Genomic DNA, 14,123 nt, shown 5'->3' with positions numbered 1-14,123 from the left:
GGTGTTCACGGAGTGGGTGAGAATAAGACGAGCATCGCCACAAAGGGGCCGCCTTCGCTGCGGCTGGCGTGATCGCAACGCAACAGCTTCTCGCTCGCTGCTGGCTTAAAGACGGGGAACTGCAGCGGACGCCACCAGCAAAAGGGGCGCCGGTGCGTAACGGTTAGAGGACCAGATCATGAAATCCTTCCTTCGCAGCGCCACCGCGCTCGCCGGCATCGCTCTCGCCGGCTCCGCCTTCGCCGCCGACCTTCCGCGTCGCCAGGCTCCGCCGCCGGTGTTCGTGCCGGTGCCGGTGTTCACCTGGACCGGCTTCTACGCTGGTTTCAACGCCGGCTACGGCTTCGGCACGGGCAACGACAACAACGGCCCGACCACCGTGGTCGCCCTGTCGCCGATCTACGTCGGCACCCCGGCCGGCGTCGGCGCCGGTGCGTTCGGCGGCCGTAACAACAACGAAGGCTTCGTCGGCGGCGGCCAGATCGGCTACAACTACCAGTTCACCCCGGGCTCGGGCTTCGTCGTCGGCGTCGAGGCCGACGCCCAGTACGTCGACTTCGGCAACAGCCGGAACCGCTACACCAACATCGTCGGCGCCCTGAACCCCGACCTGACCCCGGTCAACCCGAACGGCCTGTCGGGCCTCGACTACTTCGGCACCGTCCGCGGTCGTCTCGGCTACGCCTTCGACCGCACCCTCGTGTACGGCACCGGCGGCTTCGCCTACGGCGGCGGCGGCGGCTCCGACTTCGGCCTGCCCAACAGCAGCCGCAACGACTTCCGCACCGGCTGGACCGCCGGCGGCGGCATCGAGTACGCGCTCCCCACCGACTCGTTCCTGAACTTCTTCAAGTCCTCGGCCGTCACGCTGAAGGTCGAAGGCCTGTACGTGAACCTCGACCGCGACAACGCCAACAACGGCGTGTTCGCGTTCTCGAACTCCACCGGCCAGACCTACCGCATCAACACCAACTACGCGACCGCCGCCTCCGGCTACACCAACCGCCGCTCCGACGAGTTCGTCGTCGTCCGCGCCGGCCTGAACTACAAGTTCGGCTCCTACTAAGATCCGAGCCCATCGCGCTCCTCGGGGTGCGTTCACGTCACGGGAGAGCCCGGCCGCAAGGCCGGGCTCTTTCGCGTTTGCCCTCCCCGTGTGGAAATGCACGGGGTCGCGGAACATTCGGATCGACGCATGCATCCGGGACGGCAAACTTTGCGTTGAGCCCCTGACAAAGGCCGGCGGCACCCCCATCTGTGACCCGCCCGTGCGGGTGGTCACCCGCCGGCTTGCCCCAGGAGGACAACTCCATGAACAGCGAAGAACGCGACGTCATCGGCGGCATTTTCCAGCGCCTGGAGCAGGCTTCGAGCCAGCCCCGCGACGCGGAAGCCGAGCGCTTCATTGCCGACAAGATCCGGGCCCAGCCCTACGCCCCCTACGCGATGGCGCAGCTGATCTACGTGCAGGAGGAGGCGATCAAGAGCCTGAACGAGCAGCTCGAGCAGCTGCGTCGCGCCGGCCAGCAGCAGCCCCAGGGCGGCGGTGGTTTCCTGTCCAGCATTTTCGGCGGCGGCTCTTCCGCCCGCCAGCCCGAGCCGCCGCGCCAGGGCGGCGCCTGGGGTAACCAGGGCGGGCAGCCCGGCTACGGCCAGCCGCAGCCCGGCTACGGTCAGCAGCCGGGCTATGGCGGCCCGCAGCAGGGCGGCCCCTGGGCCGGACAGCAGGCCGCGCCGGCCCGCGGCGGCGGCTTCATGGCCACCGCCCTGCCCATGGCGGCGGGTGCCGCCGGCGGCATGCTCCTCGGCAGCGCCCTCTCCAACGCCTTCGCGGGCGGCCATTCGCAGCTTGGAAGCGCCGCGGCGGCCGGTCTCGGCGGTACGCCGAACGTCACCGAGAACAATTTCTTCGGTGGCAGCGGCAACGAGGATCTCGGCTCGGCCCTGGGTGGCGGCAACGACCTCCAGGACGCCTCGTTCGCCGATGATTCCGGTGGCGACTTCGGCGGCGATCTCGGCGGCGGCGGCGACGACGACTGGGTCTGATCCACGACGGGGGGAGCCGGCGCTCGCGCGGCGGTGCCGGCTCCCTTCCGATCAGATCCGGGCCGTCAGAGGACCTCGACCCGGGTGCCCACCGGCGTGCGCTCGTAGAGGTCGATGACGTCCTCGTTCATCATGCGGATGCAGCCGGACGAAACGTTCTGGCCGATCGTATGCGGCTCGTTGGTGCCGTGGATGCGGTAGAGCGAAGAGCCGAGATAGAGCGCCCGCGCCCCGAGCGGGTTGCCGGGTCCGCCGGACATGTGGCGCGGCAGGTCGGGGCGGCGGCGGATCATCTCCTCTGGTGGCGTCCAGTCCGGCCATTCCCGCTTCTGGCTGATGGTCTTCAGGCCCGACCACGCGAAGCCCGGCCGGCCGACGCCGATGCCGTAGCGGATCGCCTGGTGCCCGGGCTGCACGAGATAGAGAAACTTCCCGGGCGTATCGACCACGATGGTCCCCGGCCGTTGCGGGCCGTCGAAGGACACGACCTGACGGGCGTAGCGCGGGTCGGGCGCGCGGGTGATGCTCTCGACCGCCGGCTCCATGCCCTGGGCCGATGGGGGAGCGGCGACGCGGACGGGTGGCCGCAGGAAAGCCGCGGCGATCGGCAGCGTCTCGCGGCGTTCGACGCGCTCCTCGGGGACCCGGTCACCGGAATGGAGCTGGCGCGGAGCCGGGGCGACACCGTAGAGACCGGGATCGCGTGCCGCCGCCCGCTCGTCGGCGGGGCGGGAGACGTAACGGACCGGAGCGGGTGCGGCCGGGCGCGCATCCTGGCCTCCCCCGAGCATGTACTCGATGAAGCCCCCGCCATAGGCGCCGGGCCGCGCGGGTCCCTGCTGCGCCTGTGCCCCCTGCCCCGCCAATCCCGCCGTGAGGCAGGCGATGGCCACGCACCAATCGAACCGCATGCTCGTCAACGCTCCAAGCCCGGTCGGACCCGCTCCCGGGTGCGACGTGCCGACAGGATCGGAGACCGAGGCGAGGACCCGGTGAAGGAACATGGTGAATCGTTCAGCCCGGCCCGGCTTCGAACAGCTCGTCGGATTCAGCGTGAACGGGCGGTAAAGGTTGCCGGGGCGTTGCGACGTTCAAGAAATCGCAATCAGTTCGCGCCATCGTCATCCGGCTTCACTCTATCCGGCTGATCGCGACCGATGACTCTCAAACGTTACCGCATCGAGGACAGCCTCGGGCTCGCCGCCCCCGCCGCGGCGGCGGAGGGCGCCGTCTCGTCGGAGGCGGCGAACCTGAACAACAAGCGCCTCGAAGAGATCCTGGCGGCGATCCAGGATCTCAGGAAGGTGACGCAGACGAGCACCGTCGAGACCGTCGAGGCGTGCCGGCGCGAGCTGAACGAAGCCTTCGCGATGCGCTCCGAGCTCGACATCATGAAGGACGCGATTACCCGCACCAAGCAGGAGATCGCGACGCTCTACCGGTCGGAGAACACCGGCAAGGGGATGCGCCGCGTCGCCGGCGAGCTCGACGCCGTCGTCGATTCGACCGAGCGCGCCACCAGCACCATCCTGGGCGCGATCGAGGAGATCGAGACCAACGCGAGCATGCTGCGCGCCATGACCACCACCATGGCCGGGCGCGAGAACATCGACGCGATCCTCGACCGCGTCGTCGTCGCCTTCGAGGCCTGCAACTTCCAGGACCTCACCGGCCAGCGCATCAACAAGATCGTCGGCGTGCTGAAGTTCATCGAGGAACACCTCGACCGGATGATCGAGGCCTGGGGCGGCCTCGACACCTTCAGCGAGCTGCTGGGCGCGGGTCCCGCCAAGGTCGACATCGACGACGAGAGTTCGCTCCTCAACGGGCCGAAGCTCGCCGACGACATCGGGCACGTCGACCAGGGCGACATCGACGCGCTGTTCGACTGACCGGATGGGCGCCGATCCCCTCCGGCGCCCCTTCCCTCTGCATTCCGCGAGGCTTAAGTCAGCGGCATGAGCCGCGCGCCCGCGAAAGACCACGCCTCGAAAGATCTGCCGCCGGACGGCTTCGACGAGCAGGACGGCTTCCGCGAGGACGACCTCCGGGACGACGCCTCCGACGACGGGCAGGACCACGCCCAGGCCGACGACGCCCCCGAGATCGACTTCGATTTCGAGGAGGGCGCGGTCAAGGCCGGCACCGAGGTGATCCGGCGGTTCTGGACGACCCTGCCGACCTCGCCCGGCGTCTACCGGATGTTCGACGACAAGGGCGACGTGCTCTACGTCGGCAAGGCCAAGAACCTCAAGGCGCGGGTCGGCTCCTACGCCCGGGGCCAGGCCCATTCCAACCGCATCGCCCGCATGATCTCGCAGACGGCGGCGATGGAGTTCGTCACCACCGCCACCGAGACCGAGGCGCTGCTCCTCGAGGCCAACCTCATCAAGCAGCTGAAGCCGCGCTTCAACGTGCTGATGCGGGACGACAAGTCGTTTCCCTACATCCTCGTCACGGCGGATTCGGAAGCGCCGCAGATCATCAAGCATCGCGGCGCCCGGCGCCGGAAGGGCAGCTATTACGGCCCCTTCGCCAGCGTCTGGGCGGTCAACCGCACGGTCAACGCCCTGCAGCGCGCCTTCCTGCTGCGGACCTGCACGGACAGCTACTACGAGAACCGCACCCGGCCCTGCCTGCTCTACCAGATCAAGCGCTGCTCGGGTCCGTGCACCGGCGAGATCGACCTCGCCGACTACCGGGCGCTCGCCGACAACGCCAAGAGCTTCCTCGCGGGCAAGTCGAACGCGGTCAAGGACCGCATGCGCGAGGAGATGCAGGACGCCTCGGAGAAGATGGAGTTCGAGCGCGCGGCCCGGTTCCGCGACCGCATCGCGGCCCTGTCGGCGATCCAGGGCACCCAGGGCGTCAACACGCAGGGCGTCGAGGAGGCGGACGTCTTCGCCCTCGACGAGCAGGCGGGCCAGTTCTGCATCGAGGTGTTCTTCTTCCGGAACTTCCAGAACTGGGGCAACCGCGCCTACTTCCCCAAGGCCGACCGCACCATGACGCCGGACGAGGTCCTGGCCTCGTTCATCGGGCAGTTCTACGACGACAAGCCGGCGCCGCGCAGCGTCCTGGTCTCGCACGCCATCGAGGATGCGGAACTCCTGGCCGCCGCCCTGTCGAGCCGCACCGACTACCGGGTCGAGATCCACCAGCCGCAGCGCGGCGAGCGCAAGAACCTCGTCGAGTACGCCCAGCGCAACGCCAAGGAGGCTCTCGGCCGGCGCCTCGCCGACACCGCCTCGCAGGGCAAGCTCCTGGCCGCCCTCGGCCAGTCGTTCGGGCTCACCGGCGCGCCCCGGCGGATCGAGGTCTACGACAACTCGCACATCATGGGCACGAACGCCGTCGGCGGCATGATCGTGGCCGGGCCGACGGGCTTCGCCAAGCAGCACTACCGCACCTTCAACATCAAGTCGGAGGAGCTGACCCCCGGCGACGATTACGGGATGATGCGCGAGGTGCTGCAGCGCCGCTTCAAGCGCCTCGTGAAGGAGAATCCCCGCACCGCCCGGGAGGCGGCGATCGCCGCGAGCGAGGGCGGCGCGCAGGAGCCCGTGGCCGAGGCGGCCCCGGAGAGCGACACCCTGCCGGCCTGGCCCGACCTCGTGCTGATCGACGGCGGCAAGGGGCAGCTCGACGCCGCCCGGACCGCCCTGGAGGAGATCGGTGTCACCGACGTCGCCCTGGTGGGCATCGCCAAGGGCCGCGACCGCGACGCCGGGCGCGAGACGTTCTTCGTGCCCGGAAGGCCGCCCTTCAAGCTGCCGCCGCGCGACCCGACCCTCTACTTCGTGCAGCGCCTGCGCGACGAGGCGCACCGCTTCGCCATCGGCAGCCACCGGGCCAAGCGCAAGCGCGAGATGGTGAGGAATCCGCTCGACGAGATCGCCGGGATCGGCCCGAGCCGCAAGCGCGCCCTGCTCCACCATTTCGGCACCGTGAAGGCGATCCAGCGGGCGGCCTTCGAGGATCTGGCGAAGACCCCGGGGGTCAACGCCGCCACGGCCCGGGCCGTGTACGACTTCTTCCACACCCATGCGTGAGGAGATCGGCGTACCCGCGCGGTTGACCCCCACCGCCGCACATGGTTTCACGCCTGCGATGAATCCCGTCCTCACCCGCCGTCGGTCGCCAGCCTGGACGCTCGCGAACTGCCTCACCTACGGGCGGCTCGTGGCGGTGCCCGTGGTCGTCGCGCTGCTGTACTGGCCCGACGAGCCGAGCGCGCGCTTCGGCGCCCTGGCGGTCTACATCCTGGCCGCGATCACTGACTACCTCGATGGCTACGTGGCGCGGACCTACGACCAGAGTTCCGCCCTCGGGCGGATGCTCGACCCCATCGCCGACAAGCTGCTGGTGGCCGCCTGCCTCCTGATGCTGGCCGCCGACCACACCATCGTCGGCTGGACCCTCTGGGCCGCGATCGTGATCCTCTGCCGGGAGATCCTGGTCTCGGGCCTGCGCGAGTATCTCGCCGAGCTCAAGGTCGGCGTGCCGGTGAGCAAGGTCGCCAAGTGGAAGACCACCGTGCAGCTGATCGCCATCGGATTCCTGGTGGCCGGGCCGGCCGGGGAATCGATCCTGCCGGGCACGATCCAGGCCGGGACCGTCCTCCTCTGGATCGCCGCCGCTCTGACGCTCTATACCGGCTGGGACTACCTGCGCTCCGGCATCAAGCACGTCATCGACGACCCGCGCTGAGGAACCCATCGCGATGAAGCTCGTCTATTTCGCCTGGGTGCGCGAGCGCGTCGGCAAGGCCGAGGAGATTGTCGACCTCCCCGACGGGATCGTCACGGTGTCGGACCTCGTCGCCTGGCTGCGTGGCCGGGGCGAGGAATACGCCTACGCCTTCGAGACCACCGGCATCGTCCGCGCGGCGATCGACCGGGTCCATGCCAAGCCGGACGCGCCGATCGCCGGCGCCTCCGAGATCGCGTTCTTTCCGCCCATGACCGGGGGCTGAGGCTCGGGCCTCAGCCCGCGCGGCCGATGACCGGCAGCCGAGGCGTCGGCCTCAGCGCTTGCCCAGCGCCGCCGTGAAGGCCGCGAGATTGTGGCGCATCATCGCCACGTAGGTCGGCGCCGGTCCGTCGGCGCCCGACAGGGCGTCGGAGAAGACCTTGCCGCCGATGGCCGCGCCGCTCTCGCGGGCGATCTGCTGCATCAGGCGCGGGTCGCTGATGTTCTCTAGGAACACGGCCGGGACCTTCTCCTGGCGGATCTGCCGGATGATCCGGGCGACATCGCGTGGACTCGCCTCGCTGTCCGTCGACACCCCCTGCGGCGCGATGAAGGCGAGGCCGTAGGCGGCGGTGAAGTAGCCGAAGGCGTCGTGGGTGGTGATGATCCGGCGCTGGGCCTTCGGGATCGCGCCGATTGCCGTGCGCACCTCGGTCTCGAGGGCGTCGAGGGTGGCAAGGTAGGCCTTGGCGTTGTCCGCGTAGGTCGCGGCGTTGTCGGGGTCGATCCGCACCAGGGCATCGCGGATGTTGCCGACGTAGATCCGCGCATTGGCGATGCTCTGCCAGGCATGGGGATCGTCGTGGTGCCCATGCGCGTGGCCGGATCCGCCATCGGATCCGCCATGGCCGTGATCGTCGTCCTCGGCCTCGATCGGCCTGACCCCGGCGGAGGCGACGACGACCGGCGCCTTCGTGCCCGAGGCCTTGATCAGACGGTCGATCCACCCCTCCAGCCCGAGGCCGTTCACCACCACGAGGCGGGCATCGGCCAGGGTGCGGGCGTCGCTCGGCGCCGGCGCGTAGCCGTGGGCGTCGGCATTGGGCTGGACCAGGGACGTCACCGCGACCCGGTCGCCGCCGACCTGGGCGACGAGGTCGGCCAGGATCGAGAAGCTCGCCACCGCCCGGAGCTTGCCCTCGGCCGCCGCGGCCGGGCCGAGGAGGAGCCCGAGGACGAGCGCGAGAGCGACGGGCAGGCGCGAAAGCCGGAGCGGCATCGGGGACGGTCCTTTCGGTGAACCCGTCGGCTCTACTGTAACATTATCACATTTCCAAGTCCGAGCGGGCGTTCCCGTGTCTTTCCCTTGATCTCGCCGGGATGCGGACGCAAACACCCCCGGCAGTCACGGCCCGGGCGCCGTCGGGCGGGCACGGACACGGAAAGAGCGGACCAGATGGCGCGACGGGCGCTTCCCAAGAGCGACATCCTCCCCCTCCTCGGCCGGGTCTGGCGGGAATGGCTGCGGCCGCACCGGGCCACCCTTGCGGTGGTGCTGGTTCTGATCGCCGTCGTGGGGGCGGCGACCGGCCTGTACCCGACCCTGATCAAGCTCGCCTTCGACGCCTTCGACCGAAAGGACATGGCCGCCCTCGCCTACGGCCCGGTGATCGTCATCGCCATCACGTCGATCCGCGGCTTCGCGCTGTTCGGCCAGAACGTCCTGACCAACCGCGTGGTCACCCGCGTGGAGGCCGATATGCAGGCCGCCCTCTACGGGCACCTCATCGAATCCGACCTCGCCCAGCTCGGACGCGAGAGCCCGGCGGCCTTCACGCAGCGCTTCACCACGGATTTCGCCTTCATCAAGGAGGCTCTGACCCGCATCTCCACGGTCCTCCTGCGCGACATCGCCATGCTGATCGCCCTGGTGGCGGCCCTGGTCTGGATGGATCCGATCCTCACCCTGGTCGCCGGGGTGGTGGTGCCCTTCGTCGCCGGCCCGATCGGCCGGGTCGGCCGGAAGCTGCGCCGGGTCTCGACGGCGACGCAGGAGCGCATGGGCCTGACCGCCAGCCTGATCACCGAGAGCCTGCAGGGCGCACGCATCGCCAAGACCTACGCGCTGGAAGGCTACCTCAAGGGGCGCGCGCAAGGCGCCTTCGACGAGGTGCGCAGGCTCAAGATGAAGGCCGCCAATGCCCGCGGGCGCCTCGACCCGCTCCTCGAGATCGGCGGCGGCCTCGCGGTCGCCGCGGTGCTGGCCCTGGTCGGCCAGCGCGTGACCTCGGGCGACCGCACGGTGGGCGACTTCACGGGCTACGTCACCGCGCTGCTCCTGGCCTCCCAGCCGATCCGCACGCTGGGCACCCTCAACGCGATCCTGCAGGAGGCCGGGGCCGCGCTCCAGCGCTACTTCGCCCTGATGGACGAGGCGCCGCAGATCCGCGACGTGCCGGGCGCGCGCCCGCTCCGGGTGGCGGGGGGCGAGATCCGCTTCACCGGCGTGCGCTTCCGCTACCGCGCCGACGCGCCCGCCCTGGAGGGCATCGACCTCACCGTCCCGGCCGGCGCGACGGTGGCCCTGGTCGGCCGCTCGGGCTCGGGCAAGTCCTCCCTCCTCAACCTCGTGCCGCGCCTCTACGACGTGACCGAGGGCGCCGTGCTCATCGACGGGCAGGACATCCGCGCCATCTCCCTCGCCTCCCTGCGCGCGGCGGTGGCGGTGGTCTCGCAGGACGTGGTCCTGTTCGACGACACCATCGCGGCCAATATCGGCTTCGGCCGGCCGGGGGCGACCCGGGCCGAGATCGAGGGGGCGGCCGAGGCGGCGGCGGCGCACGGCTTCATCAGCCGGCTGCCGGAGGGCTACGACTTCCCCGTCGGCCCCTCGGGCGGGCGGCTCTCGGGGGGCGAGCGCCAGCGCATCTCCCTGGCCCGCGCCTTCCTCAAGGACGCGCCGATCCTCCTCCTCGACGAGGCGACGAGCGCGCTCGATTCCGAGTCCGAGCGCCTCGTCCAGGACGCCCTCCTGCGCCTGATGCAGGGCCGCACCACCCTGGTCATCGCGCACCGCCTCTCCACCGTGCGCGACGCCGACTGCATCGTCGTCATGGAGAGCGGGCGCATCATCGAGACCGGGCGCCACGAGACACTGGTGGCGGCGGGCGAGGCCTATGCCCGGCTCCACCGGATGCAGCTCTCCGGCGACGCCGAGGACGCGGCCCTGCCGGCCTGACGGGACCGATCCGCGCCCCGCGGCGTTGAGCCGGCCGGAGCGGGATCGAGGACCTCGATGCGGACAGAGCCTTTCGGAACCACCGCGGGCGGCGCGGCCGTGACGCGCCATACCCTCGCGCGGGGCGACGTCACGGTGCAGATCCTCGATTACGGCGCCCTCATCAGCCGGATCGAGGTGCCGGACCGGACGGGCCGCAGCGCCAACGTGGTCCTCGGCGCCGCCGACCTCGCCGGCTACGCCGCGAGCGACGCGCATTTCGGAGCGCTCATCGGGCGCTACGCCAACCGGATCGCCGGTGGCCGCTTCAGCCTCGACGGCCAGCTCTACCGGTTGCCCCGCAACGAGGGCCGCAACACCATGCACGGCGGACCGGAGGGCTTCGACCGCCGGATCTGGCGGGTCGAGGCCGCCGATGCGACGAGCCTGACCCTGGCCTACCGCTCCCCCGACGGCGAGCAGGGCTTTCCCGGCAACCTCGACGTCACCGTGGCCTATCGGCTGGAGGCGGACGGCACCCTCGCCATCGCCTACGCCGCCGTCACCGATCGGCCGACGATCCTGAACCTGACCAATCACGGCTACTTCAACCTCGCCGGCGAGGGTACGGGCTCCGCCCTCGGGCACGTGGTCACCATCGCGGCGGAGGCGATCCTGGAGACGGATGCCGAGCAGATCCCCACGGGCGCGCTCCTGCCCGTGGCCGGCACGCCCTTCGACTTCCGGACACCGGCGGCCCTCGGCGCGCGCATCCGGACCGCGCATCCGCAACTCGCCCTGGCCCACGGCTACGACCACACCTTCGTGCTCGGAGGCGACGGGACGCTGCGCGAGGTCGCGCGGGCCGTCGATCCGGCGAGCGGGCGCTGCCTCACCGTGGCGACGACCCAGCCGGGGCTGCAGCTCTACACCGCCAACATGCTCGACGGGACGGTGACGGGCTCGGGCGGCGGGCTGTACCGGGCCGGCGACGCGGTCTGCTTCGAGGCGCAGGGCTTCCCGGACGCCCCGAACCACCCGGCCTTTCCCAGCACCGTCCTGCGGCCGGACGCGCCCTTCCGGGCGACGACGGCCTATCGGTTCGGCACCGTTCCCTAGGTCCGGGTCGCGGCGCGGTCGCGGGCCTCAGCCGTGATGGGAGTCGGGCTCGATCAGGATCTCGCGCTTGCCGGCATGGTTGGCCGGGCCGACGATGCCCTCGATCTCCATCTTCTCCATCAGGGAGGCGGCGCGGTTGTAGCCGATCTGCAGGCGGCGCTGGATGTAGCTCGTCGAGGCCTTCTTGTCCCGCATCACCACCTGCACGGCCTGGTCGTAGAGATCGCCGCCGGCCTCGCCGAAGCTGCCCTGGTCGAAGACCGCGCCGTCCATCTCGATCTCGTCGGCGCCGCCCTTGGCGCCCGACGCGCCGTCCTCCTCGGCCGTGACGGCCTCGAGGTAGGAGGGCCGGCCCTGGCGCTTGAGGTGGGCGACCACGCTCTCGACCTCCGCATCCGAGCAGAACGGCCCGTGCACGCGCGTCGTGCGCCCGCCGCCGGCCATGAACAGCATGTCGCCCTGGCCCAGNGCGACCACGCTCTCGACCTCCGCATCCGAGCAGAACGGCCCGTGCACGCGCGTCGTGCGCCCGCCGCCGGCCATGAACAGCATGTCGCCCTGGCCCAGGAGCTGCTCGGCGCCCATCTCGCCGAGAATCGTGCGGCTGTCGATCTTCGACGTCACCTGGAAGCTGATCCGGGTCGGGAAGTTGGCCTTGATCGTGCCCGTGATCACGTCGACGCTCGGGCGCTGGGTCGCCATGATCAGGTGTATGCCGGCCGCGCGCGCCATCTGGGCCAGACGCTGGATCGCGCCCTCGATGTCCTTGCCCGCCACCATCATCAGGTCGGCCATCTCGTCGACCACGATCACGATGTAGGGCAGCGCCTTGCCCGCCACCATCATCAGGTCGGCCATCTCGTCGACCACGATCACGATGTAGGGCAGCGCCGAGAGGTCCATCTCCTCCGTCTCGTAGACGGCCTCGCCGGTCTGGCGGTCGAAGCCCGTCTGCACGGTCCGGGTCAGGATCTCGCCGCGCCCGCGCGCCTCGGCGAGGCGCGCGTTGAAGCCGTCGATGTTGCGCACACCGACCTTCGACATCTTCTTGTAGCGCTCCTCCATCTCGCGCACGGCCCATTTGAGGGCGATGACCGCCTTCTTCGGGTCGGTGACGACGGGGGAGAGCAGGTGCGGGATGCCGTCGTAGACGGAGAGCTCCAGCATCTTGGGATCGACCATGATCAGGCGGCACTCCTCCGGCTTCATCCGGTAGAGGAGCGACAGGATCATGGTGTTGATCGCCACCGACTTGCCCGAGCCCGTGGTGCCCGCCACCAGCAGGTGGGGCATCTTGGCCAGATCCGCGATGATCGGCTCGCCGCCGATGTTCTTGCCGAGGCACAGGGCCAGGCTCTGCTTCGTCTCGGCGAAGTCGGCCGAGGCGAGGAGCTCGCGCAGATAGACGGTCTCACGCCGGGCATTCGGCAGCTCGATGCCGATGGCGTTGCGGCCCGGCACCACGGCGACGCGGGCCGAGACGGCCGACATCGAGCGGGCGATGTCGTCGGCGAGCGAGATCACGCGGCTCGACTTGGTGCCGGGCGCCGGCTCGAGCTCGTAGAGGGTGACAACCGGGCCGGGGCGCACCGCCAGGATGTCGCCGCGCACGCCGAAATCGCTGAGGGTGGCCTCCAGCAGGGTGGCGTTCTGCTCCAGGGCTTCCGACGAGATCTGGCTCGAGGCGGGCAGGCGCGGCGCATCGGCGAGCAGCTCCAGGGCGGGATGCCGGTAGTTCTCGGCGTTCTGGGGCTGGGGCGGTGTCGCGCGGCGCGCGGCGGCGGGAACGGGCGGCGGCGCGGCGGGCGCCACGCGGGACCGCGCCGGGGCCACGGCCTCGGCGGGCGGTGCCGCCTCGAAATCGACGGCCGCGTCGGCCTCCTCGTCGTCGTGGTGCACCGGCGCCGGCGGACGCCGCGAGGCGGCCGGGGCCTGCGGCGGCGCATCGAAGACCGGCTCGCGCCGACCGTCGGACGGCGCCACCCGGGCGTCGGCGGCATGGGTCGCCCAGGGCGCATCCTCGGGGGCCGCGAAGGCGCGCTGCGCGGCCAGCGCCGGCGAGGCGCCCGCATAGGCGAGCGCGGTGGCGGCGGCCGCCCGCTCGGCGCGCCAGTCGGCGATGCGTGCCGCCAGGGCCGCGCGCCCGCCCATCAGGGCCTGCGCCATCGCCCCGAGGGAGACGATGCCGAGGCTCGGCTCGTCGTCCTCGTAGCGGCCGTCCTGGCTGGCATCCGGGCGGCCGCGCGCCGGCTGGCGCGCCGGGGCCGGGGGCGCGTCGTAGGCGTCGAGATCCTCCTCGTCGATCTCGCCGACCCGGCACGCCCCGGTGAGGCACAGGATGGCGATGCCGGCGAAGAGGAAGCCCGCGAAGGCGAGGAGCGGCGTCGCGACGATGCCGAGCATCGTGCGGGCGGCATGCATCAGGGCGTCGCCCGCGACGCCCCCGAGGCCGGTGGGCAGCGGCCAGCGCGCCGTGGAGGGCAGCGCGCTCGCCACGGCGCTCGCGGCGAAGAAGCCGATGATCCACAGGGTCAGGCGCAGGCCGCCGCGGGGCAGCGCCCGCGTGCGCATCAGCTGGATGCCCCACAGCGCCGGGGGCAGCACGAAGGCGAGCGAGCCCAGTCCGAGCAGCTGCATCGCCAGGTCGGAGACGACGGCACCGCCGGTGCCGAGGACGTTGTGGGCGGGATGGTCGGTGGCGTGGTTCAGGCTCGGATCGTCGATCGACCACGTCGCCAGCGCGACCGTCAGCGCGGTGGCACCGGCAAACAGCACGAGACCGCCCAACTCTGTCATCCGCTTGGCCAGGAACGGGCGAAAGCTGTCGACGAAAGTATCGTAGGGCGATGCGGAACGGCGAAGCGAGCGCATGCGGTACCAGACACGATGGGGAACTGTCCGGTCACGCTAGCGTCGGCGGAGTTAACGGCTGGCTAAGGTTGAGACTTCCCTTCCAGCCCGAACCCCGGCCCCTGGCCGCCGTGGCACAGGCGCCGCACCGGTTCGCCTCGGCACCGCGACGCGGCCGTGCAGACACGGGGTGCCCGGG

General features: G+C 70.8%; 11 protein-coding genes and 1 pseudogene. 8 read left to right on the top strand and 4 right to left on the bottom strand.

Features of this window, described 5'->3' with window-relative positions; translation table 11 throughout:
* Positions 1-178 precede the first annotated feature (178 nt).
* Together ASF49_RS02390 and ASF49_RS02385 are read left to right on the top strand one after the other, a co-directional pair.
* The gene (locus ASF49_RS02390; protein ID WP_056467050.1) at positions 179-1,066 is read left to right on the top strand and encodes an outer membrane protein; all 888 of its coding nucleotides are present in this window, start codon (positions 179-181) and stop codon (positions 1,064-1,066) included.
* A 245-nt stretch (positions 1,067-1,311) separates the two neighbouring features.
* A complete protein-coding gene (locus ASF49_RS02385) occupies positions 1,312-2,046 on the top strand; it encodes a DUF2076 domain-containing protein (protein ID WP_056467046.1) in 735 nt (244 codons plus the stop codon).
* Positions 2,047-2,111: 65 nt separating this feature from the next.
* Here ASF49_RS02385 and ASF49_RS02380 read toward each other — a convergent pair whose 3' ends face one another.
* Complete coding sequence (locus ASF49_RS02380) at positions 2,112-2,957, bottom strand: L,D-transpeptidase (protein WP_056467044.1); 846 nt, start codon at positions 2,955-2,957, stop codon at positions 2,112-2,114.
* Between the two features lie 246 nt (positions 2,958-3,203).
* Here ASF49_RS02380 and ASF49_RS02375 point away from each other — a divergent pair, with 246 nt between their 5' ends.
* The 4 genes from ASF49_RS02375 (at position 3,204) to moaD (ending at position 7,021) form a co-directional block, all read left to right on the top strand.
* On the top strand, positions 3,204-3,938 hold the full coding sequence (locus tag ASF49_RS02375) for a chemotaxis protein (RefSeq protein WP_056467041.1): 735 nt from the start codon (positions 3,204-3,206) through the stop codon (positions 3,936-3,938).
* Between the two features lie 66 nt (positions 3,939-4,004).
* Positions 4,005-6,098, top strand: coding sequence for an excinuclease ABC subunit UvrC (gene uvrC / locus ASF49_RS02370; RefSeq protein WP_056467038.1), 2,094 nt, complete (start codon positions 4,005-4,007; stop codon positions 6,096-6,098).
* A gap of 58 nt (positions 6,099-6,156) precedes the next feature.
* Positions 6,157-6,756: a CDP-diacylglycerol--glycerol-3-phosphate 3-phosphatidyltransferase gene (pgsA, locus tag ASF49_RS02365; protein WP_056467036.1), complete on the top strand. Its 600-nt coding sequence runs from the start codon at positions 6,157-6,159 to the stop codon at positions 6,754-6,756.
* A gap of 13 nt (positions 6,757-6,769) precedes the next feature.
* Complete coding sequence (gene moaD, locus ASF49_RS02360) at positions 6,770-7,021, top strand: molybdopterin converting factor subunit 1 (RefSeq protein ID WP_056467030.1); 252 nt, start codon at positions 6,770-6,772, stop codon at positions 7,019-7,021.
* Between the two features lie 51 nt (positions 7,022-7,072).
* On the opposite strand, the gene ASF49_RS02355 is transcribed toward moaD, so the two are convergent.
* The gene (locus ASF49_RS02355; protein WP_056467027.1) at positions 7,073-8,017 is read right to left on the bottom strand and encodes a metal ABC transporter substrate-binding protein; all 945 of its coding nucleotides are present in this window, start codon (positions 8,015-8,017) and stop codon (positions 7,073-7,075) included.
* 177 nt (positions 8,018-8,194) lie between these two features.
* On the opposite strand from ASF49_RS02355, the gene ASF49_RS02350 reads away from it, so the two are divergent.
* Together ASF49_RS02350 and ASF49_RS02345 are read left to right on the top strand one after the other, a co-directional pair.
* Positions 8,195-9,976: an ABC transporter ATP-binding protein gene (locus ASF49_RS02350; protein ID WP_056467024.1), complete on the top strand. Its 1,782-nt coding sequence runs from the start codon at positions 8,195-8,197 to the stop codon at positions 9,974-9,976.
* Positions 9,977-10,033: 57 nt separating this feature from the next.
* Positions 10,034-11,074, top strand: a complete 1,041-nt coding sequence (locus ASF49_RS02345; protein WP_056467021.1) for an aldose epimerase family protein — start codon at positions 10,034-10,036, stop codon at positions 11,072-11,074.
* A gap of 27 nt (positions 11,075-11,101) precedes the next feature.
* Here the strand turns inward: ASF49_RS02345 and ASF49_RS24345 are convergent.
* Positions 11,102-11,542, bottom strand: a pseudogene (locus ASF49_RS24345) (DNA translocase FtsK); the annotation flags it as partial.
* Position 11,543: 1 nt separating this feature from the next.
* On the bottom strand, positions 11,544-13,945 hold a 2,402-nt coding region (locus tag ASF49_RS02340; protein WP_442919036.1), incomplete at its 3' end, for a DNA translocase FtsK.
* Positions 13,946-14,123 lie beyond the last annotated feature (178 nt).

The sequence above is a fragment of the Methylobacterium sp. Leaf104 genome (assembly GCF_001422885.1).
Lineage (GTDB): Bacteria > Pseudomonadota > Alphaproteobacteria > Rhizobiales > Beijerinckiaceae > Methylobacterium.
Note: the sequence above shows the minus strand (reverse complement) of the source record. Positions and strands in the feature narration are given on the sequence as shown.